This window comes from Promicromonospora alba (genome assembly GCF_042654905.1).
Lineage (GTDB): Bacteria > Actinomycetota > Actinomycetes > Actinomycetales > Cellulomonadaceae > Promicromonospora > Promicromonospora alba.
The window spans coordinates 283,016-304,332 of record NZ_JBHSFI010000008.1; the positions used below are offsets into that span (position 1 = coordinate 283,016).

Sequence of the window (21,317 nt, forward strand, 5' to 3'; positions counted from 1 at the left end):
TCCTACGGCTGGGGTCGTCGCCTTTGAAGTTGGCTCTTTTCTTCTCCGCATACCCCTTACGCCGCGCGACCTCAAGGCACTATGCGGCAGGTTGCTGGTGTGCGCTCGTCACTCCGTAGGTTTTGCTATCTGGACCGCTATAGCTTCGAGCGCCCGATCGCGAGATTCCCCGGCAGGGAGGCTGGTCGCGATTCGCTCAGCTGTCAGGTGTCGTGAGAATTCAAGCGGCTGAGCAAAGAATGCGTGCAAATGCTTTGCAGCCGTCTCTTGCGCTCTCATGAAAGTGTGATTCACATATGCCGCCAGTCCGCCGCTGACCACTCCGAGAGCCGAAGCCGCCACAGCGGCCGCCGTACTCTGAGCGAATATCGCAACGACAACCGAGAGCGCCACAACACCGAACCCGGTCCAAGCTGCAGTCTGTGCCGCACGAAAACTCTTCTCCGCCTGTTCTGTCGCGATATTGTGGTATAGATCAAGCCGGTGGCTGTTTACAGACCATAAGGAGCCGAAATCATTCGAGTCGGATTCGTCTTCCGCTTCGCGCAGGTCACTATAGGCGCTGATCATGACTTGATCTCGAAACGACCTTCGAGTCCTGGTGACATACGAGTATGAGAGGAAGATCGAGATATATAGTCCGGCTCCAAGGCCGTAAGCCAGTGGATTAAGGACACTGTAAATATCGGCCCAGGACCACTGATACTCGGCAGAACTGGAGACGGCATGGTCTGCGAGAATTCCCCAGTAGCCCAATACCGCCCCGACGATGGCGCCGACAATACCCGCCAGAGCACTCATCTTTATGGCGAATCTGAGCACTCGTCGCCGTTCTGTGCTCCTGCGCCACTCTGCGGCAGCGGTCAAGCGCTCCAAGATCGGCTCCGGCACAGTTTCATCATGCTTTGTATTTTCGCGCTTGCGACTCTCTGGCTTAGTTAATCCGTCAGGGCGGTTTCTGCTATTCATGCATGCACGATAGCGCGTGAGTGGTCTCACCAGTGGTGGCGCCTACGCAAGCGAAGCCCCTACCCTCGCGCGGTGCTGCCATCGCTGGGACAGCCCGGGGCCACGTGTGACGCGCAGCGCACACTATCGGGGCGCGGGCTGCCGACCACGTAGTGGCGGCGGCGGGAGCGTCCCCCGGATCATCCCCATCTATTGCCTCACAGCTGGCCTAGGTTGCTCCAAGCGGACGCGAACCGCATCCTGCATCGATGCGGGTCAGGGCGACTGCGTGGTGATCCATGCGACTCCGTACAGATCGACGGGATTGCCCGACTGCTATCACGCGCCCGATTGCTCCAGGGCAGTCGTGGCGTGCTTCCGCCGGAGCACGGCAGGAGTGATGATGGGTTGGTGCTTGTGGAGGACCCGATGGCAGGTAGGGCAGACCAGCACGAGGTCCTTCAAGGTGGTGACGCTCTCTCCAATTTGGTGCAGGGGAACGACGTGGTGAACGTCGATGACGCCCTCTACCCCGTACGCCTCGGAGGACTCGAAGTCGCAGACCTCGCAGGCGAGGCGACCTGTCTTCTTAAAGACGCTCTGCTTCTTCTTCGCGACAAGTGTTCGGTCACGTTCGCGGCGACGGTGCTCGCGGAACAGGATCCGGCCCTCTAGTGCCCCGTACTCCTCGTCCTCGCCGGTCTCCTCGGGCGCGTCGTCGGACTCGCCGCGGGCGCGGATCAGGGCGACGGCCTGTGCGAGCTCGTCAGGCCGGTGCGCCCACGCCTTCCACACCCTGGTGTCCTCTGCCCCTCCGTGCTCCATACCCCGGCCTTCGTGTGCCGGGTCGATCGACGAGAAGTTGTCGAGCTTGAGCGCCACGCTCGAAGTGTTGCGGAACGCGGGGTTCGACCTGACAGCCTCCGGAAAGACGCGGAGCGAGCGCAGTTCCTCGCTGAGTGCCGCGACCTTCGCAGCGAAGCCGCCGCGGCCCTGTTCACGGACAAGTAGGTAGAGGTCGAGTGCCAGCATCAACTCATCGATGGACCAGTTCGGAGGCATCGTGGGACGGGTGACCTCGAAGCCGAGCTTGTTGAGGCGGTTCGCCACCGTGCTCTCTCCGCCTGAGAACATGTCAGGTGTCATGAGAGCACCGGTCTGGTACTGGTGGGCTACTCCTGTGATGGCCTTCGAGTCGTACCGCTTGCCGTCGACCACGATGAAGTAGTTCTTGGCCGGCTTGAAGCCGTACTTGGCGAGGAACGCGTCTCGTCCGAGGGCGTCGAACTCAGTGATCGCGTTGTTCACGGCTTCCGGGTCCGTCAGGTCTGCGAGGCTCATGCGCCGAACGTATCCGCGGTGTGTGACATGGGCCGAGGCCTTCGCCGCTGCCTTGGCAAGGTTCCCGGCGGTAACCCGGCGGAATGAGCGGCAACCAACGGGCATGTACGTATCTCTACAGCACTGGCGTTGGCCTAGGCGCTGCACTGATTGGCAACGGTCGAGACCCGGCGGTTATCCGACGGGAACGACCGTCCGGTAAGCGGAAGGTCGTCGGTTCGAACCCGACAGGCGGCTCCACGCAACACAGCAGGTCAGTGCCGTTCCGGTGCTGGCCTGCTGTCGTTCCCGGACCAGCGAACCAGGCTTGGCCTGACAAAGTGCCTGACTACGCACGCCGACCACGCTGAGTCTCACGACTGCAATTGACCGAATTCAGCGACTTCGGTCCGTTGGTACGAGATCGGTCATTCAACCGACCGATCTCGCATCAAGGGACCGATCTCGCTTCGCGCGGGAAGCAAGCGACCGAACTCAGGAGACCTCGGTCGTGCGCCAGTCAGCCGGCGAGCGTTCGCACCAGATGCTCCGCCACCGCGCGGCGCTGCGCCTCCGGCAGCTCGCGGTAGGCGAGCGCCTCGAACAGCCACAGCCCGTCAGCAGCGAGCCTGGTGACGAGCCGGGCCATGGCCGCGGCGTCGGTCCCGACGTCGGTGGGAACGGGCGCCCAGCGCTCCAGGACGCCGTTCCACGGTGCTACCCACTCGGGGTGCGTGGCCGACTCCAGCATGAGCTGCAGCTCGGCGCGGGTCGAGGACCGGGCGTTCACGCGGATATAGGCGGACAGGCGCTCGTCGGCGGTGAGCTCGTCGACGGGTCTGCCTGCTTCGGCCAGGAGGGACGCCTCCCAGCTGTCAGCGAGGTGCTGGTGGATGGCGACGAGCAGGTTGTCGCGGGACGGGAAGTGGTACATGATCCCGCCGCGCGTCAGGTCTGCCTCGGCCGCCACGGAGTCGAAGGTGACGGCGGTGACGCCCTCACGCTGGATGACGCGGACGGCGGCGTCGAGGATGCGGTCGCGGTTGCTCGGTCGCACGGGGGTCTCCGGGATGCTCGGGGCGTCAGTGGCCGGAGCCGTAGGCGGAGGACGCCGATCCGGGCCCGTAGGCGCGGAGCAGCGCGGTCGTGATGATCGCGCCGACCGTGAGGACCCCCGCGCAGACCACCATGACCGTCGAGTAGCTGTTGCCGAACGCGCGGAACGCGGCGTCGAGGACCTCGGGCCCGCTGCCCGGTGCGGCCAGGGCGTCGGTCAGGGACCGGCGGGCCTCGGTCGGGGCGCCGACCGGCAGACGGACGGTCAGGGTGTAGATGGTGGTCAGCAGCGAGCCGAGCAGCGCGACCGCGGCGAGGCTGCCGAACTCGTAGGAGACCTCTTCCACCGAGGAGGCCATGCCTGCCCGCCGGGCGGGCACGTTCCCGATGATCGCCGTCGAGGCCACGGACATCGCCGCACCCAGCCCGACGCCCGTGACGAGCAGGCCGCCGAGCAGCCACCCCGTCCCGTGGGGGACGGCGACCAGGGTCCAGGTCACACCGACGGCGCCCACGCCGAGGCCGCCGCCGATCAGGAACCGCAGGCCGACGACGTGCAGGAAGGCACCACCGAGGATCGACGACGGCAGGGAGCCGATCGCGACGGCGGCCACGAGCAGTCCCGACTCCAGGGGCGAGAAACCCGCCACGAGCTGGAACCGCTGGGTGGTGGCCAGCTGCAGGCCGCCCATGGCGAACATGGCGAACGCCGCGGCCAGCACGCCCGAGGCGAACGCGGCGTTGCGGAAGATCGACAGGTCCAGCAGCGGGAACGGCAGACGCCGCTGCCGGCGGACGAAGAGCCACCAGCCGACGACCGTCGCCAGCGCCGCGCTGAGCAGCACCGTGTCCGAGCGGTCGATCTTGACCACCTCCTTGATCAGCACCACGAGGCCGATCAGCGTGACCAGGGCCTGCACCGAGGAGATGAAGTCCCACTTCGTGCCGGGGTGCGGCTCGTCCTGCGGGGCGACGGCGACTCCGAGGACGAGGGCGACGAGGACTACCGGCACGTTGATCAGGAAGATCGAGCCCCAGGTGAAGTGCTCGAGCAGCGCGCCGCCGACGATCGGTCCGAGCGCGCCGCCCACCACCGAGAGGCTGCCCCACACGCTGATCGCGATGTTGCGCTCACGCTCGTTGACGAAGGCCACCCGGATCAGGGCGAGCGTGGCAGGCATCATCGCCGCCGCGCCGACGGCCAGCAGGCCGCGCGCGGCGATCAGGACCTCAGGGGTGGGTGCCGTGGCCGCCAGGAAGGAGGCGAGCCCGAACACGGCGAGGCCTGCCAGGAACATGAGCCGGTGGCCGAACCGGTCGCCAAGCGTTCCCGTGCCCAGCAGAAGGCCGGTCATCACCAGCGGGTACGCGTTGATGATCCAGAGGCTCTCGGTCCAGCTCGCGTCGAGCTCCCGGGTGAGGGTCGGCAGCGCCGTGTACAGGATCGAGTTGTCCAGGGTGATCAGCAGCAGGCCTGCGCCTACCGTCACCAGGAGCGTCCAACGCCGTCGGGGGCCGAGCAGCGACACGGGAGCGTCGACCGGCGGGCTCATCGTCATGGCTACAACTGTACTATCTAGAATGTTAAGTTACTCACCGAACGGACGTCGTCCGGAACGGCGGAGGCTCCCCGGTGCGAACACCGGAGAGCCTCAGAGATTCACCCGCCGATCATACGGCCAGACGTGCGATTACGCCCGCGGCCACTGCTGCGGCGTCGGCCATTTCGCGGTGCGGCCGTCGCCGCTGGAGGTGCCCGTCAGGCGGCGCCTGATCCACGGACCCACGTGCTGGCGCATCCATGCCGCGTTGGCGCTCGCCGTCTCGCGGAAGGCTGCGGGCGGGGCGGCGTCAAGCGGGGTGTCGTAGGCGGCGTCGTCCGGCTCGAGGCCGAGCGCGTCCAGCGCCGCGTTCGCCACCCGCTGGTGGCCCTCCGGGGTGAGGTGGATGCGGTCGTCGGACCAGAGGCGCAGGTCGCCCAGCGCCCGCATGCCCCACAGGTCCAGGACGTGCGCGCCGGTCCGGCGGGCGATGGACCAGACGTTCGCATTGAAGGCGCCCACGCGGCCGTTGGTCCAGCTCAGGGCGGCGCCGGCCTTGAACCCCGTTCCCATCAGGACGTCGGCACCGGTCGCCCGGAGCGCGACGACGGCGTCCTCCAGGGCGCTCGAGATCGCGTCGATGTCGGCCGAGGCGCGCAGGATGTCGTTGCCGCCACCCACCAGGGATACGAGGTCCGGCTGGGCCTCGATGGTGACGTCCAGCTGCTCGGCGATGATCGGGCGCAGCTTGCGGCCACGGATCGCGAGGTTCGCGTACTCGAGCGGCGCCTCACCCGCGGCGATCCGGCGTGCCGAGAGGATGGCGGCGAGGTTGTCGGCCCAGCCGCGCTGGATGTCCGGGGCGTCGGGGTACGGGTCCCACAGGCCCTCCGAGAAGGAGTCGCCCATGGCGACGTACCGCGCCCAGCGGACGGGTGCGGCGGTAGGGAGGTCGGGGGACTGGCCTTCCGGGTCTGGGGTCGTCGTGGCGCTCACAGCGCCCATTCTTCCGCTTGGACCGGGGAACTCGCTGGCCCGGGGGTGTGACGGGCAGCACAAACTGGCAGTGTCGGAGGGTGCCGGTAACCTCCTGGACGTGGAGACCATCGTGAACCCGACGCCCCCTGTCGACGCCGCTGCCGCCTCGGGCCCGCCCCCGTTGTCGCAGGTAGTTGCACCGGACTGGGCGGAGGCACTGGCAGACGTCGAACCGCGTATCCACGCGATGGGTGACTTCCTGCGCGCCGAGGTCGCCCAGGGGCGCACCTACGTGCCCGCAGGAGAGAACGTCCTCGCGGCGTTCAAGCGGCCGCTCGCGGACGTGCGCGTGCTCATCGTGGGGCAGGACCCGTATCCGACGCCGGGCCACGCCATGGGGCTGTCGTTCTCGGTGCAGCCGGAGGTGCGGCCCGTGCCGCGGTCGCTGGTGAACATCTACAAGGAGATGCAGGACGACCTCGGCGTCCCGCTCCCGTCGAACGGCGACCTGCGGCCGTGGGCCGATCAGGGGGTCATGCTGCTGAACAGGACCCTCACCTGCAGGCCCGGCGCCTCCGACTCCCACGCGGGCAAGGGCTGGGAGGAGATCACGGAGGCGGCGATCCGTGCGCTCGTGGCGCGGGGCGGACCGCTCGTGGCGATCCTGTGGGGCGCGAAGGCGCGCAACCTGAAGCCGTGGCTCGGGGACGTGCCGATCGTCGAGAGCGCGCACCCGTCGCCGCTGTCGGCGCGCAACGGATTCTTCGGGTCGAAGCCGTTCTCGCGGGCCAACGCGCTGCTCGAGCAGCAGGGTGCGCAGCCGGTCGACTGGCGCCTCCCGTAGGGGCGGCCAGGGAGGTCCCGGTTCGGCGTCGAGGGGCGGGCCGGCGTGTTGACACTGTGAAAGGGGAAGAGTGAAGAACAGTCACGTCCTTCGGGTACGCGGTGAGCCGATGAGCGAGGTGCTGGCTCCCGAGGCCGGCAGCCCTGATGTCGAGCGGGTCAACGGTGCCGAGAACAAGCTCTCGGACCGCGACCGGGAGATTCTCGCGTTCGAGCGCCGCTGGTGGAAGTATGCGGGCGCCAAAGAGGAGGCGGCACGGGAACTCTTCGATCTGACGGCTACGCGCTACTACCAGGTTTTGAACGCGCTGATCGACACTCCAGCCGCCCTCGAGCACGACCCGATGCTGGTCAAACGCCTGCGCAGGGTCCGATCGACCCGCCAGCGAGGACGCTCTGCACGACGGTTGGCCGATGAGAACCACTGAGCGGGCACCGATCCGACACAACGACCCGCTACTCTCTCTGCCGTGACGAAGAGTGGCTACCCCTACCCGCCCGACGAGTTCGACGTCGCTGTCCCCGGGGGCGCACCTGTGGGTGTGCACCGTGCACCGCGAAGCGGTTGGAGCTCGGCCTGGCCGTTCCTGCTGGTCGCTGTAGTGTGCGCCGCCGTGGCGTGGGGCGGCATCACGCTGCTGTCCGGAGGTGACGACCCTGCAGAGGCGCAGGGTGGCGCGTCGCCTTCGGTGTCGGCGTCCGGTTCCCCCTCGGCCTCGGCGCCGAGCGCTTCGCCGAGCGCGTCGCCGTCGGCAGAGGCGTCAGAGCCGAACGTGGCAGATCTGGTCGCTGCGGCCGATCCTGCCGCGAAGTACATGGTGTACAACCTCGGGACCGTCCAGGGCCTCGCAGGCGCTTCCAGCGACAGTCTCGTCGCCGGCGGTCTCGGTGGGTCGGAAGCCACCGCGACGCCCCCGGAGGCAGACCTCTCGGCCGTCACAGCGGCCGGCACCAACGCCGTCTGGTACGGCGAGGGGCGCGACAAGGAGGCCAAGGCGGCCGCCGCGATCCTGGGCATCCCGGAGGCCAACGTCGTCATGAACGACGCCGTGACGAGCTCCCCCCAGGCCGTCTGGGTGTTCCTGTTCACGGCACCGGCAGGCTGACGGCGCCGCCAGGTGAGCGTGCCGATGGCAGCGTTGTCGTCGGCTTTCGGTCAACCACTGGTCGGCTCCCGGGAAGGGCCGGAGTGTGGCCGATTCTCCGTCCGGCTCGTACCACGAGATTGATATCCGCCTGCCCGGGCGGCGCCTCAAGGCTCTGACCTGCCCGTTCGCCATCCGCTTAATACCTCATACGGGACATAGAGGGTTCCCTGGTGTGAGCCGGACCACTAGGCTCGAACCACCACGGGTCGACCGAGTGTCCCGTGCAGAGGTACAAGGAGAACTACGCATGGCCCAGGGCACCGTCAAGTGGTTCAACGCCGAGAAGGGGTATGGCTTTATTACCCCGACTGCCGGCGGCCAGGACCTTTTTGTTCACTACAGCGCGATCCAGTCCGATGGCTACCGGTCCCTCGACGAGGGGCAGGAAGTGGAATTCGAGGTGGGGCAGGGACAGAAGGGCCCGCAGGCAGAGCAGGTTCGTCCACTCTGATTCGATGGGACGACGGGCGGGAAGGGCCCGCCCGTCGCCCGCCGCCCCCCAGGACCGCCGGGACCCAGACCCCGGCGTCCGATCTGGACGGTCGAAGACGACCGTCGTTACTGCGCAGCCGGACGATGATGCCCGACGCCGCCGAGCAGCCGCCCGTACCGCGGCTGCTCGTTCTGGCACCTGGTCCCCGCCAGGCGAGCCTCGACCGGTAGGACTGCCCCGCCATCGGCCGTCCGGCCCGATACCGTGATTCGATGGGGGAATGACCCTGCTCGACGCGGTTGTAGTGGGTTCAGGACCCAACGGCCTGGCGGCCGCGGTGACGCTCGCCCGCGCGGGGCTAGGCGTCCGGGTCCTCGAGGCCCAGCCGACGATCGGCGGTGGCGCCCGTACCGTCGCGATCCCCGAGCTCGCGGACGGCATGTTGTTCGACCTCTGCTCCGCCGTGCACCCCATGGCCTGGGCGTCGCCGTTCTTCCGGTCCTTCGATCTCTCCGCACGTGGCGTCGAGCTCGTCGCACCTGAGGTCGCCTACGCGCATCCGCTCGACGGCGACCGCGCGGGCATCGCCTTCCGCGACCTGGCCCGAACGGCTGACCGGCTCGGGCCCGACGGCGACGCCTGGAGCGACCTGCTGGGCCCGCTCGCCGCCCACTGGCGGCAGGTCACGGCGCTCGCCCTGGGCGACAAGCGGACGGTGCACGGCATGGCGGAGGGCGTGCCGGGTTCCGGCGGGCACACGCCGCCCGTGCGGGCCCTCGCCTCGATGGTCCGGCCCGGTCTGCGGTTCGGCACCGCGCTCCTCGAGCAGGGCGGGCCCCGCTGGGACCGCAGGTTCCTCACGGACGAGGCCAAGGCGCTGCTCACCGGCGTCGCGGCGCACAACATCACCCCGCTCCCGTCGCTCGGGGGCGCGGGGACGGCCCTGCTTCTCGCGGCGCTCGCACACGCCGACGGCGGCTGGGCGATCCCGGTCGGGGGCTCCCAGGCGATAGTGAACGCGATGGTCCGCGACCTGGAGGCGCACGGAGGAACCGTCGAGACCGGCCGCCGGGTCACGAGCTGGTCAGACCTGCCGCCCGCGCGCGCCGTCTTCTTCGACACCACGCCCAGCACCCTGCTCCGGATCGCGGGGGACCGGGTCCGGCCGGGGCGCCGCGCGGCCCTGCGGCGGTTCCGGTACGGGAACGCGGCGGCCAAGGTCGACTTCGTCCTCGACGGCCCGGTCCCCTGGCGGGTGCCCGACGTCGGGCGCGCCTCCACCGTGCATGTCGGCGGGACGCGGGCCGAGCTGGTGGCCGCGGAGGACAGCGTCGCGCACGGGCTGCACGCCGACCACCCGGTGGTCCTGGTCAGCGACCCGAGCGTCGCCGACCCGAGCCGGCCGCGCGGTCCCGCCCGGCCCCTGTGGACGTACGCGCACGTGCCCGCTGGGTCCACGCAGGACGTCACGGAGGCGGTGACCAGGCAGATCGAGCGGTTCGCGCCCGGCTTCCGCGACGTCGTCGTCGGCTCGCGGTGCATACCCGCCGCGCAGATGGAGCACCACAACCAGAACTACCCGGGTGGCGACATCTCCGCGGGGGCGGCCACGATGTGGCAGATGGTCGCGCGCCCCACGCTCGCGCCCGATCCCTACCAGGTCGCCGAGGGGCTGTACCTGTGCTCCGCCTCGACCCCGCCGGGGCCGGGCGTGCACGGGATGGGCGGCTGGCACGCCGCCCGCCGGGCGCTGCTGCGGGAGTTCGACGTCCGCTCGCTGCCGGACCTCCGCCCGTGACCCACCTGACCCGGACGCGCCTTGCACTCTCATGGTCCGAGTGCCAATAATGTCTTAGCACTCTCCGTTCGAGAGTGACAGCAAGGGTCGAATGGTGAGGCCTCCGGTCACGGCGAGACATGATCGCCGGGACGGCAGGCCGTCCGTCGCGGGCACCGGCCGGCCTGGACAAGCCACCAGCGGAGGATTCATCCCCATGGCCAAGATCATCGCGTTCGACGAGGTCGCTCGTCGAAGCATGGAGCGCGGGCTCAACCAGCTCGCCGACACGGTGAAGGTCACGCTCGGCCCGAAGGGCCGCAACGTTGTTCTTGACAAGAAGTGGGGCGCCCCCACGATCACGAACGACGGTGTCTCCATCGCCAAGGAGATCGAGCTCGAGGACCCGTTCGAGCGGATCGGCGCCGAGCTCGTCAAGGAGGTCGCCAAGAAGACTGACGACGTCGCGGGTGACGGCACCACCACCGCCACCGTGCTCGCCCAGGCGCTCGTGAAGGAGGGCCTGCGTGTCGTTGCCGCCGGCGCCAACCCGATCGCCATCAAGCGGGGCATCGAGAAGGCCGTCGAGGCCGTCACCGAGCAGCTGCTGAACGCCGCCAAGGACATCGAGACCAAGGAAGAGATCGCCGCCACGGCCGCGATCTCGGCCGGTGACCCGGCGATCGGCGAGCTCATCGCCGAGGCCCTCGACAAGGTGGGCAAGGAAGGCGTCATCACCGTCGAGGAGTCGAACACCTTCGGCCTCGAGCTCGAGCTCACCGAGGGTATGCGCTTCGACAAGGGCTTCCTCGCGCGCTACTTCGAGACGGACCCCGAGCGCCAGGAGGCCGTGCTCGAGGACCCGTACGTCCTGATCGTCGAGTCGAAGATCTCGAACGTCAAGGACATGCTGCCGCTGCTCGACCAGGTCATGAAGTCGGGCAAGTCGCTCCTCATCATCGCCGAGGACGTCGAGGGCGAGGCCCTCGCGACCCTGGTGCTGAACAAGATCCGTGGCACCTTCAAGTCCGTCGCCGTCAAGGCTCCGGGCTTCGGCGACCGCCGCAAGGCCATGCTGCAGGACATCGCGATCCTCACCGGCGGCCAGGTCATCACCGAGACGGTGGGCCTCAAGCTGGAGAACGCGACGCTCGAGGAGCTCGGCCAGGCGCGCAAGGTCGTCGTCACCAAGGACGAGACCACGATCGTCGAGGGTGCCGGCGAGGCCGACCTCATCGCCGGTCGCGTGAACCAGATCCGCAGCGAGATCGACAAGTCCGACTCGGACTACGACCGCGAGAAGCTGCAGGAGCGCCTCGCCAAGCTGGCCGGTGGCGTCGCCGTCATCAAGGCCGGCGCGGCCACCGAGGTCGAGCTCAAGGAGCGCAAGCACCGCATCGAGGATGCCGTCCGCAACGCGAAGGCTGCCGTCGAGGAGGGCATCGTCGCCGGTGGTGGCGTGGCCCTCATCCAGGCCGGTGCCGTCGCGTTCGCCAAGCTGGAGCTCGAGGGCGACGAGGCGATCGGTGCCTCGATCGTTCGTGCCGCCATCGACGCGCCGCTCAAGCAGATCGCCATCAACGCCGGCCTCGAGGGTGGCGTCGTCGCGGAGAAGGTGCGCAACCTCCCCGCCGGTCAGGGCCTCAACGCCGCGACCGGTGTGTACGAGGACCTGCTCGCCGCGGGCGTGAACGACCCGGTCAAGGTGACCCGTTCTGCTCTGCAGAACGCGGCCTCGATCGCCGCGCTGTTCCTCACCACCGAGGCAGTCGTCGCCGACAAGCCGGAGCCCGCGGGCGCCCAGGGCGGCGACCCGACCGGTGGCATGGGCGGAATGGACTTCTGAGTCCTGCCTGACCCGCCCGGGCCCCGGCCCGGGCACCCTGTCCGACGCCGGTCGGTCACCCTCCCCACGGAGGGCGACCGGCCGGCGTCGGCCATTTCGAGAAGGTGTCAGGAGAACATGCGAACGGCTGCCGCCTCCGCCTCCGCATAGGTGCGCGCAGCGGCCGCCAGGGCCGCCTGGATCGCGTCCAGGGCGCCCTCCACCTGCGCCTGGGCGCCGCGCCACTGCGCTACGGTGCCGCCGAACGCGGCGGCCGCCGGACCGTGCCAGGTCGCCTGCAGGGCGTCGAGATTACGCATCAGCGCCCCCACCTCCGTCCGCACGGCCGCCACCGAGCCCGCCACTGCCGCGCCCGCCTGTTCCACCTGGTCGCTGTCGACCTCGAACCGCATGGTGTTCCCCTCCCGCGCGCCGGTCCGTCCGGCGTCGTCCGTCCGACGGTAGGTACGTGCGGCCCGACGGCGGGGCGTGTCCGGGGCCGGCTGTGCATAGGCGTGCCCCAGCCGGAGGTGTGGTCGTGCTCGGACCGCTGCGCGGCCGTCGGGAGGGTCCGGCTCAGACGGTGTCGAGCTTCGACTGCTCCTTGCGCAGCCGGTGCAGCTCCATGTCGAGGTTCTGCCGCGCGGGCTCCTCCCACGCGGCACCCATCGGGCTCAGGAACAGCGACTTGCGGGCGAGCAGCCGCTCGATGACCCGGATCCGCGCCCTGAGGTAGTCCTCGATCGGGATGTGCGCGTACTCCGCACGCACCGCCGCCTTGTACTCCTTGTAGCGCTGGGGCTCGGCGGCGAGCATCGCGAGGTCGGCGTCGTTCAGCACCGCGGCGTCGAAGTCGGTGGGGTTCGGCGCGTGCCGGACTATGGCGTTGACCAGGTCGGCGACCCGGGCCCCCGCGCGCTCGGGCACCCCGAGGCCGGTCAGCTCGTCGTGGGCCAGGATCGCGGAGGCGGTGGTCTGCTCGCCGCCCTGCGAGGCCTCGGCCACCTTCTTCTCGGCGTTGAACACCGCGCCGTGGTACCAGGCGGCGAGGCGCACCAGGTCGGGCTCGTGCGTCTCCTCGGCGAGCTGGTCCACCCGGTGCAGGACGGCGGCGAGGTGGCGCAGGTTGTGAAAGGCCCGGTGCTCGTCAGCCCAGCGGCCGAGGAGGGCCTGACCGACTTCCTCGATTGCCTCGGTCCCCGCCGTGGCCCCCGCGCCCAGCGCACTGCGGACGAAAGACGTGAGCAACCACTGCGGCGCGTCAGACGTGAGCACGCCCATGTGAGTTCTGCCTAACGGTCGATGTCGGTCACTGCACCGCCAGCCTATTACCGATTGGGTCAGTGGCGGCTACTACCGTCTTGGATGCTGGTCACGGCACCTGTCAGAAGCTCAGGGCACCGGGGTGACCTGGGTGTCTGACACTTCGGGGGTGTCTCCGGTCGGGAGGGCGACCTGGACGGTGAGGCCGCCGCCGTCGGTCGGCACGACCTCGACGTGCCCACCGTGCGTGCCCACGATCGCCGCGACGATCGCCATGCCGAGCCCCGAGCCGCCGGACTCGCGGGTGCGGGACGAGTCCGCGCGGTAGAACCGCTCGAAGATCCTGCGGCCCTGCTCCTCGCTGAGGCCGGGGCCGTGGTCGCGCACCTCGAGCACCGCCACGCCGTCGTCCTTCCGCACGCCGAGCGCGATCTCCGCGGGCGTACCCGCGGGCGTGTGCCGCGCGACGTTGCCGATGAGGTTGGTGACCACCTGCCGCAGGCGGTCGCTGTCGCCCTCCACGACCAGGGTGTCGGGCATCTTGCCTGCCGGGTCGTCCGGGGCGGCGGCCGCGTCGAGCGGTACCAGGGACACCTCTCGCGTCGGGTCGAGGGCGTGCAGGTCCTGGACGGAGTCGCGTGCGAGGGCGACCAGGTCGACGTCGGCCCGGGCTATCGGTCGGCCCTCGTCGAGCCGGGCGAGCACCAGCAGGTCGTTCACCAGCGTGCCCATGCGGCGCGCGGCGTCCTCGATGCGGAGCATCGTGTCGTCGACCTTCTCCGTGCTGTCCAGGGCGCCCATCCGGTACAGCTCGCCGTACCCGCGGATGGTCGCGACCGGAGTGCGCAGCTCGTGGGACGCGTCCGAGACGAACTGGCGCATCCGCACCTCGGAGGCCTCCTGCGCGGCGAAGGCCCGCTCGATCTGCGTCAGCATCGCGTTGAGCGACGCCGCGAGGGAGCCCATCTCCGTGCCGGCGGGGGCCTCGGGGACGCGCTGCGAGAGGTCACCCGCCGCGATCTGGGCAGCGGTGTGCTCGACGGACCGGAGCGACCGGAGCGACCGCTCCACGAGCACCCAGGCGGTGAGGCCGCCGAGCAGCACGATGCCCAGGCCGGACAGGATCAGGGTGCGGGTCAGGATCGAGACGGTCTTGTCCATGCCGACCAGGGGCAGTGACACCTGGACGACGGCCGGCTCGCCGGTCGCCAACAGCGTCACGGGGAGAGCGACCACACGCCAGCTCTCGCTCCCCGCGGCGTCTGTCACGGCGCGCACGGTGAAGGGGTTGCGGTTGCTCTGCTTGGCCTCCTCCAACGTCATGGTGGGCAGGTCGGGTTTACCGAAACGTCTCGCCGCCTCGGTGCCGAGTCCCTTGACGTGGCCGTTCTCGTAGGTGATCTGTACGTAGTAGTCGCTGGGCAGTGCTTGGGGGATGTCCGACTGGAGTGTCTCAAGGATCGGGTTCAGGTCGACCGACGCGGTGCGGAGCTCGAGGTCGACCTGCTGGACGAGAAAGTTGGACACCACCGTCGTCGTCGCGACTGCCGCGATACCCAGCCCCGCCGCGAGCAGCAGCGAGATGATCGCGACCAGCCGGGCGCGCAGCGGGATGCCGGACAGGCGCTCCTTGACGCGCTCAAGCACGGGCGGGCTGCGGAGCGCGGAGCAGATACCCCACTCCGCGCTTCGTGTGGATCAGTGGCGGCAGCGTCTCGCCGTCGATCTCCAGGGTGTCGATCTTGCGCCGCAGGTAGGAGATGTAGGACTCGACGATGTTCGCGTCGCCGCCCCAGTCGTACTGCCACACGTGGTCCAGGATCTGCGCCTTGGACAGGACGCGGCCGGAGTTGAGCATGAGGTAGCGCAGCAGCTTGAACTCGGTGGGGGACAGCTCCACCTCGACGCCGGCGCGGCGCACCTCGTGCGAGTCCTCGTCCATCTCCAGGTCCCCGACGTGCAGCACCGCCTCCTCCTCGGGGGCGGGCACACCGGTGCGGCGCAGCACCGCGCGGATCCGGGCCACCACCTCTTCGAGGCTGAAGGGCTTGGTCACGTAGTCGTCGCCGCCGACGGTGAGGCCCTGCACCTTGTCCTGCGTGTCGTCCTTCGCCGTCAGGAAGACGACGGGGGTGTGCCTGCCGGTCGCCCGCATGCGGCGGGTCACGGTGAAGCCGTCCATGTCGGGGAGCATGACGTCGAGCACCACGAGATCGGGCTCGACGTCGCGGACGAGCTGAAGTGCGCCGTTGCCGTCCGCTGCCGCATGCACCTCGAAGCCCGCGAAGCGCAGGGAGGTGGACAGGAGCTCGCGAATGTTCGGTTCGTCGTCGACCACGACGAGACGCGCTTCAGGAGTAGCCATGCTTCCAGTGTGCGGCTGGTTCCTGGACGATGCCTGAGATTCGCCCGGGAAATCGCCCGGGCACCGGAGGGGTGACACGTAGGGCCCGCCACCTGCCACGCCGCTAGGCTGGGGGGCATGTCAGCACCGTTCCCGCAGGTTCCAGGGCAGACGCCCCGGCGCACGTATCTCATCGTCGACGGTGAGAACATCGACGCCACGCTCGGCATGAACGTGCTGAACCGCCGTCCCGCACCCGAGGAGCGTCCCCGCTGGGACCGCATCTCCGCCTTCGCGGAGAAGGTGTGGTCGCAGGAGGTCGTGCCGCTCTTCTTCCTGAACGCGACGTCCGGCCAGATGCCCATGCCGTTCGTGCAGGCGCTGCTCGCGATGGGCTACAAGCCCATCCCGCTTGCGGCGCAGGGTTCCGAGAAGGTCGTCGACGTCGGTATCCAGCGCACGCTCGACGCGCTGATGGACCGTCCCGGCGACGTGCTGCTCGCGAGCCACGACGGCGACTTCCTGCCGCAGATCGAGGCGCTGCTCGACGACGACGACCGGCGGGTGGGCCTGCTCGGCTTCCGCGAGTTCGTCAACGCCCGGTTCACGGAGCTGGAGCAGCGCGGCCTGGTCATGTACGACCTGGAAGCCGATGCCGACGCCTTCACGACGATGCTGCCGCGCGTCCGGATCATCCCGATCGAAGAGTTCGACCCGCTCCGCTATCTGTAGCGGGGTCCGGATGCGGGATATGTCGAAGTAGAGCGCTCGTCCGAGTCTCCCTGGCACATGCCGGGAGACTCGGACGAGCGCTCTACTTCGACATATCCCGCATCAGTCAGTCCTGGCTCACCGTGATCGTGCCCTCGTAGGCCTCGCGGTCGCCCTGCGGCTGGATCGGGCGGGCGTTGTTGTCGTAGGTCTGCTTGAGGACGGCTATCTGCTCCGCCGAGAGTTCTATGGGCTCGTGGTAGACGACCCAGTCGACGCCCTCGGTGCACGGCGGCGTCGTCAGGCTGCCCGCGTACTCCTCGAACGTCGGGTCCGTCGGCAGCATCGCGGTGACGTCGATCGGCAGCTCGTCAGAGCCCGGCTCGGCCGCGCCGTCGATGAACGGCTGCCAGGCGTCGTTCTCGTCGCCCTGCTGGGCGAGGACGCCGAGGACGAGCACCTGCCCGTCCTCGGTGGTGTGGACGAAGTGGAACTCGGCGTCCAGCGCCTTGCCCTCGACGGTGTGCTCCGACGGCATGTGGAAGTGCACCTGGGCCAGGTCGAACTCGTTGTCCTTCCACTCGATCTCGGACGCGTCGCCGTCGGGCACGAGCTGGATCGTGTGGCCGGTGTCGACCGACTCACCGACGGTGGGCGACGACGAGATCTTCGGGTGCTCCGACAGCTTCGTCTCGGCGTGGTCGGGCAGGTCGATGGGCGACTGCGCGTCGCCGGCCTCGCACTCCGCGAAGTCCTTGGCGAGGTGGCCCCACTCGGCCGGGCCCTCCTCGCCGTCGTACGACCAGTGCACCTCACCGGCGGCGTGCTCGGCCGGCGGCGGGGCTGACGACGCGGCCGCACCGGGGGAACCGCCCGCCGCGCAGGACGCGAGCAGCGGGGCGAGGAGCAGGAGGGCGGGCAGGGCGAGCTTCTTCATGGAGGTACCTCTCGTGGGGATCATCCGATCACCCGGGGCCAGGAGACCGGCAGGTCAAAAAGTACTCCCGAAGTCCTGGCCTGATGCCCGCCCGAAATGTGACGTGTGACGCTTTACTTCACCGGCGTTGGCCACCAGGCGCGGACCGTGCCGAGCTTCCGGAGCGTCGCGGGTCGCCCGCCGCCGAAACCACCGCCGCCGAACCCGCCGCCGATCCGTGCGGTAGCGGCGTGCCTGCGTGACCGCACGACCTTGGGGTCGAGCAGGATGCCGCCGAGCATCATGCCGCCCGTGATGGGGCCGTTCTCGTCCGAGCCGTTCGCGTCGTGCTTCGCCTCGGCTGCGATCATGACGGCGTCCGCGTCCTCGCGGGCGAGCCGCGCGGCCTCCTGCACGAGCTTGCTCGCGCGCTGCGCCTCCCCGAGTGCCGCGGCGGGGTCGATCGGCTGGAGCGAGCGGGCGGCGTCGGTCAGCCTTCTCGCCTCTGCGAGCCGCGTCCGTGCGGGCGAGCCGACGGCGCCGCGGCGCGTGGCGACGAAGTCGGCGGTCTGCCGGAGCTGCTCGTCGACCCGGCCGAGGGTGTCCCGCAGCAGAGCGGACGCCCGGGCCGCGACCTCCGTGAAGTCCCGGGTCCCGGCGAGGGCGGCGTCCAGCGCGGCCTCCGCGGCCGCGATGCGCTGCAGCCCGGCGAGCGGGTCGCCGCCCTCCCGCGTGACCTCGACGTGCTTGAGCGAGGCCTGCGCGGCGGTGCGTGCGAGGGTCACCCGGAAGTCGCCCTCGACGGACCGGGCGGCGACCACGTCCTGGGTCAGCGACGCTATCGCCTTGTCGAGCCGCCCTGCCGCCCGGTCGAGGTGCGCTGCGGTGGCGTCGACGGCGTCGAGCAGCATGACCGCCTGGCCGAGCGCGTTCTGCGCGCCCCTCGCGTGCGCGACGGCGACCGCCTTCTGCCCGCCCTCCAGGGCGGAGCGCCCGGCGGACACCGCCGCCTTGGCATTGACCAGCAGCAGCTCGGCCTGCTCGGGGTTGCCCGAGACCATCGCCAGCGTGTCCGCCGGGTACCGTCCGGCGAGCCGCTCGAGGGTCGCGCGCGTCGCGGCCACCCGGTCGGTGACCTCCGGCTCCCTGGCGACGACGTCGGCCAGCAGCTCGGGCGTGCGCTGCTGCAGGCGGCGCAGGTCGTCGAATGCCCGGGTGCGGGCGTCGAGCGTGTCGGCGGCGCTCTCGCACAGCGCGATGACCCGGGTCAGGCGCGCGCGCCGCTCGGCGTCCCCGAGCACCGGGCGGTACTCGTCGGCCTCGTGGTGGTCCGCCCCCGGGGCGCCGTCTGCCTGCGTGTCCTCCGCCTGCGCGGCGACGTCCAGCTCCTGCCGGATCGCGAAGGCCTGCCGGACGTCGGCGGCGGCGCGCGCCAGGATCAGCTCGAAGTCCCGCGTCGCGTCGGCGCCCAGCTCCGCGCGGGCGAAGCCGAGCTCCTGCTCGCAGGTCTTGAGCGCGTCGTCGATGCGAACCAGGGAGCCCGACGCGCGCTGGTCGAGCTCGGGGACGGGCAGGTCGGCGAGCTCGTCCGGCGCCGGGCCGCCGGCCGCCGTGGAGCGGTCGGTGAGCCGGGTCAGGCGCGGCAGGAGCCGGGGGAGGACGAAGCGCCACAGGACGTACCCGAGGGCGGCGAGCACAAGCGCCCCGGCCACCGCGATACCGGCGACGAGGAGCGGGTCGGCCGCGGCGGTGCCGGCCCGCCGGACGGCGTCGGCGGCGTCCGTCGCGGCAGGTGCCCAGCGCTCGTCCTCGACCGCTGATGCCACCGAGTTGTCGATGGAGCGCAGCTGCGCCGTGGTGAGGGGGACGTTGGTGTCGGCGGACAGCCCGAACTCGTGGTCGACGGTGGCGACGGCCAGCAGGAGGTCGTCCGGGCCGAGGCCCGACTGGTTGGCGCTCGCGTTGGCCCAGTCCACGGGCTCCGTGCCGTCGAAGCTCTCGATGTACACGACGAACATGCGCAGGTCCGACTCGTCGGCGAGCCGGTCGAGGGCGGAGTCGACGTCCTGGCGCTCGGCGTCGCTGAGCACGTCGGCGCCGTCCGTCACCTGGTCGGTGAGGGTGATCGGCGGCGACGCCGGGAGCACGTCCGACATCAGCTGCGCCTGGGTCGCCGCGGACAGCCGCGGCGAGACGGACGGCATCGGCTCGGACGGCATGGTGACCGTGGCGTTGGCGGCCTGGGAGGTGGCCGCCAGCACGACACCGACAAGGCCTGCGAAGGCCACGATCGCCCAGCCCCCGGCTGCCCGGGTACTGGGTTCGTGCTGATGCTCGTGCCTTGCTGGGGACTCGATCACGTCCTGATAGTCACCCCGGGTTCAAGACCACGCAATCGGAGAGCGTGACGTTGCAGATCTGCAACGAATCCCCAGGTAAAGGCCCAGCGTGAAGCGCATTTTCACAGCCTGGTCAGGGCCCTGCTGAGCAGCGGGCCCAGCCCACGCCCCGACATCAGGAAGCCGCGGAATCCGCCGGTGACCCGTCCAGGTCCTCGGCGTCGACTATGCGGTAGGCGTAACCCTGCTCGGCCAGGAACCGCTGCCGGTGCGCCGCGAAGTCCTGGTCGACGGTGTCCCGCGCGACCACTGCGTAGAAGTGCGCCGTGCGGCCGTCCGCCTTGGGCCGCATGATGCGCCCGAGACGCTGCGCCTCCTCCTGCCGCGACCCGAAGGAACCCGACACCTGGATCGCCACCGAGGCCTCCGGCAGGTCCACCGAGTAGTTGGCGACCTTGCTCACGACGAGGCGTGAGATCTCGCCCTCGCGGAACGCCCCGAAGAGCCGCTGCCGCTCCTTGTTGGTGGTCGCCCCGGTGATGATGGGCGCGTCGAGGTGCTCGGCCAGCTCCTCGAGCTGGTCGATGTACTGCCCGATGATGAGCACCTGGTCGTCGGGGTGGCGCGCCACTATCTGCTCCACCACCTTCTTCTTGCCCGACGCCGACGCGGCGAGCCGGTACTTGTCCTCCATCTCGGCGGTCGCGTACGTCATGCGCTCGCTCTCCGGGAGCGTGAGCCGCACCTCCACGCAGTCGGCGGGCGCGATGTAGCCCTGCGCCTCGATGTCCTTCCACGGCGCGTCGAACCGCTTGGGCCCGATCAGGCTGAACACCTCGTCCTCGCGGCCGTCCTCGCGCACCAGGGTGGCGGTGAGGCCGAGGCGGCGCCGGGCCTGGAGGTCCGCCGTCATCCGGAAGACCGGGGCCGGCAGCAGGTGGACCTCGTCGTACAGGACCAGTCCCCAGTCGCGGGCGTCGAGCAGCTCGAGGTGCGTGTAGACGCCCTTCCGCTTGGTGGTCAGCACCTGGTAGGTGGCGATGGTGACCGGCTTGATCTCCTTGCGGGCGCCGGAGTACTCGCCGATCTCGTCCTCGGTGAGGCTCGTGCGCCGCACCAGCTCGTCGCGCCACTGGCGCGCGCTCACGGTGTTGGTCACCAGGATCAGCGTCGTCGTCCCGGACTTCGCCATGGCGCCCGCGCCGACGATCGTCTTGCCAGCGCCGCAGGGCAGCACCACGACGCCGGAGCCGCCGTGCCAGAACCCGTCGACGGCCTGCGCCTGATAAGGCCGCATCTCCCACGGCTTGGCCTTCTCGTGCTCCGTCCGCGGCTTGGTGACCGGGCTGAGCTCGATCGGGTGCTTCTCGCCGTCGACGTAGCCCGCGAGGTCCTCGGCCGGCCAGCCGAGCTTGAGCAGCACCTGCTTGAGGTGGCCGCGCTCGGAGGGGTGCACCAGGACCGTCGACTCGTCCAGCCGCTCACCGACCAGGCCCGCCGTGCGCCGTGACTTCAGCACCTCCGCGAGGACCGCCCGGTCAGTGGTGCGCAGCACGAGGCCGTGGGCCGGGTCCTGCGACAGCACGAGGCGCCCGTAGCGGGCCATCGTCTCGGCGACGTCGACCAGCAGCGCGTGCGGCACCGGGTAGCGGCTGAACTCGAGGAGCGTGCTCACCACCTGCTCCGCGTCGTGGCCGGCCGCGCGCGCGTTCCACAGGCCCAGCGCCGTCAGGCGGTAGGTGTGCACGTGCTCGGGCGCGCGCTCCAGCTCGGCGAACGGCGCGATCGAGCGTCGCGCCCTCTCGGCGTCCGGGTGGTCGACCTCCAGCAGGAGCGTCTTGTCGCTCTGCACGATCAACGGGCCGTCGGGCATGG

General features: G+C 69.9%; 19 protein-coding genes. 7 read left to right on the top strand and 12 right to left on the bottom strand.

Features of this window, described 5'->3' with window-relative positions; translation table 11 throughout:
* Positions 1-108: 108 nt before the first annotated feature.
* The 5 genes from ACFO6V_RS23900 to ACFO6V_RS23920 all read right to left on the bottom strand — a co-directional run bounded on the left by ACFO6V_RS23900 (position 109) and on the right by ACFO6V_RS23920 (position 5,870).
* On the bottom strand, positions 109-969 hold the full coding sequence (locus ACFO6V_RS23900) for a TRADD-N-associated membrane domain-containing protein (protein WP_377140390.1): 861 nt from the start codon (positions 967-969) through the stop codon (positions 109-111).
* Positions 970-1,287: 318 nt separating this feature from the next.
* The gene (locus ACFO6V_RS23905; RefSeq protein ID WP_377140393.1) at positions 1,288-2,289 is read right to left on the bottom strand and encodes an HNH endonuclease; all 1,002 of its coding nucleotides are present in this window, start codon (positions 2,287-2,289) and stop codon (positions 1,288-1,290) included.
* Between the two features lie 499 nt (positions 2,290-2,788).
* Positions 2,789-3,325: a TetR/AcrR family transcriptional regulator gene (locus ACFO6V_RS23910; RefSeq protein ID WP_377140396.1), complete on the bottom strand. Its 537-nt coding sequence runs from the start codon at positions 3,323-3,325 to the stop codon at positions 2,789-2,791.
* Positions 3,326-3,350: 25 nt separating this feature from the next.
* Positions 3,351-4,883 carry an MFS transporter gene (locus ACFO6V_RS23915; protein ID WP_377140399.1) on the bottom strand — a complete coding sequence of 511 codons (1,533 nt, stop codon included), beginning with the start codon at positions 4,881-4,883 and terminating at the stop codon, positions 3,351-3,353.
* 132 nt (positions 4,884-5,015) lie between these two features.
* Positions 5,016-5,870, bottom strand: coding sequence for an SGNH/GDSL hydrolase family protein (locus ACFO6V_RS23920; protein ID WP_377140402.1), 855 nt, complete (start codon positions 5,868-5,870; stop codon positions 5,016-5,018).
* 100 nt (positions 5,871-5,970) lie between these two features.
* Between ACFO6V_RS23920 and ACFO6V_RS23925 the strand changes: the two genes are divergently transcribed.
* The 6 genes from ACFO6V_RS23925 (at position 5,971) to groL (ending at position 11,890) form a co-directional block, all read left to right on the top strand.
* On the top strand, positions 5,971-6,687 hold the full coding sequence (locus ACFO6V_RS23925) for a uracil-DNA glycosylase (protein WP_464720997.1): 717 nt from the start codon (positions 5,971-5,973) through the stop codon (positions 6,685-6,687).
* 109 nt (positions 6,688-6,796) lie between these two features.
* Positions 6,797-7,114 carry a DUF3263 domain-containing protein gene (locus ACFO6V_RS23930; RefSeq protein WP_377140405.1) on the top strand — a complete coding sequence of 106 codons (318 nt, stop codon included), beginning with the start codon at positions 6,797-6,799 and terminating at the stop codon, positions 7,112-7,114.
* Positions 7,115-7,156: 42 nt separating this feature from the next.
* On the top strand, positions 7,157-7,792 hold the full coding sequence (locus ACFO6V_RS23935) for a hypothetical protein (RefSeq protein ID WP_377140408.1): 636 nt from the start codon (positions 7,157-7,159) through the stop codon (positions 7,790-7,792).
* Between the two features lie 289 nt (positions 7,793-8,081).
* Positions 8,082-8,285: a cold-shock protein gene (locus ACFO6V_RS23940; RefSeq protein ID WP_108493306.1), complete on the top strand. Its 204-nt coding sequence runs from the start codon at positions 8,082-8,084 to the stop codon at positions 8,283-8,285.
* A gap of 262 nt (positions 8,286-8,547) precedes the next feature.
* Positions 8,548-10,065 (top strand): phytoene desaturase family protein, encoded by a 1,518-nt coding sequence (locus tag ACFO6V_RS23945; protein WP_377140412.1) that lies wholly within the window; start codon positions 8,548-8,550, stop codon positions 10,063-10,065.
* 196 nt (positions 10,066-10,261) lie between these two features.
* Complete coding sequence (groL, locus tag ACFO6V_RS23950) at positions 10,262-11,890, top strand: chaperonin GroEL (protein WP_357504722.1); 1,629 nt, start codon at positions 10,262-10,264, stop codon at positions 11,888-11,890.
* Between the two features lie 107 nt (positions 11,891-11,997).
* On the opposite strand, the gene ACFO6V_RS23955 is transcribed toward groL, so the two are convergent.
* The 4 genes from ACFO6V_RS23955 to ACFO6V_RS23970 all read right to left on the bottom strand — a co-directional run bounded on the left by ACFO6V_RS23955 (position 11,998) and on the right by ACFO6V_RS23970 (position 15,497).
* On the bottom strand, positions 11,998-12,282 hold the full coding sequence (locus ACFO6V_RS23955) for a WXG100 family type VII secretion target (protein WP_357452433.1): 285 nt from the start codon (positions 12,280-12,282) through the stop codon (positions 11,998-12,000).
* Positions 12,283-12,445: 163 nt separating this feature from the next.
* The gene (locus ACFO6V_RS23960; protein WP_377140417.1) at positions 12,446-13,150 is read right to left on the bottom strand and encodes an HD domain-containing protein; all 705 of its coding nucleotides are present in this window, start codon (positions 13,148-13,150) and stop codon (positions 12,446-12,448) included.
* Between the two features lie 111 nt (positions 13,151-13,261).
* Positions 13,262-14,779 (bottom strand): sensor histidine kinase, encoded by a 1,518-nt coding sequence (locus tag ACFO6V_RS23965; RefSeq protein ID WP_377140420.1) that lies wholly within the window; start codon positions 14,777-14,779, stop codon positions 13,262-13,264.
* Positions 14,772-15,497, bottom strand: a complete 726-nt coding sequence (locus ACFO6V_RS23970; protein ID WP_377140423.1) for a response regulator transcription factor — start codon at positions 15,495-15,497, stop codon at positions 14,772-14,774. Before ACFO6V_RS23970 ends, ACFO6V_RS23965 begins: the two co-directional genes overlap by 8 nt.
* A gap of 117 nt (positions 15,498-15,614) precedes the next feature.
* Between ACFO6V_RS23970 and ACFO6V_RS23975 the strand changes: the two genes are divergently transcribed.
* Positions 15,615-16,208 carry an NYN domain-containing protein gene (locus tag ACFO6V_RS23975; RefSeq protein WP_357452441.1) on the top strand — a complete coding sequence of 198 codons (594 nt, stop codon included), beginning with the start codon at positions 15,615-15,617 and terminating at the stop codon, positions 16,206-16,208.
* A 106-nt stretch (positions 16,209-16,314) separates the two neighbouring features.
* Here the strand turns inward: ACFO6V_RS23975 and ACFO6V_RS23980 are convergent, their stop codons facing one another.
* From ACFO6V_RS23980 to ACFO6V_RS23990, 3 genes are all read right to left on the bottom strand, one after another.
* The gene (locus ACFO6V_RS23980) at positions 16,315-17,124 is read right to left on the bottom strand and encodes a carbonic anhydrase (RefSeq protein ID WP_377140427.1); all 810 of its coding nucleotides are present in this window, start codon (positions 17,122-17,124) and stop codon (positions 16,315-16,317) included.
* A 113-nt stretch (positions 17,125-17,237) separates the two neighbouring features.
* Complete coding sequence (locus ACFO6V_RS23985; RefSeq protein ID WP_377140430.1) at positions 17,238-19,463, bottom strand: TPM domain-containing protein; 2,226 nt, start codon at positions 19,461-19,463, stop codon at positions 17,238-17,240.
* Positions 19,464-19,617: 154 nt separating this feature from the next.
* A complete protein-coding gene (locus tag ACFO6V_RS23990; RefSeq protein ID WP_377140433.1) occupies positions 19,618-21,315 on the bottom strand; it encodes a DNA repair helicase XPB in 1,698 nt (565 codons plus the stop codon).
* Positions 21,316-21,317: the final 2 nt, after the last annotated feature.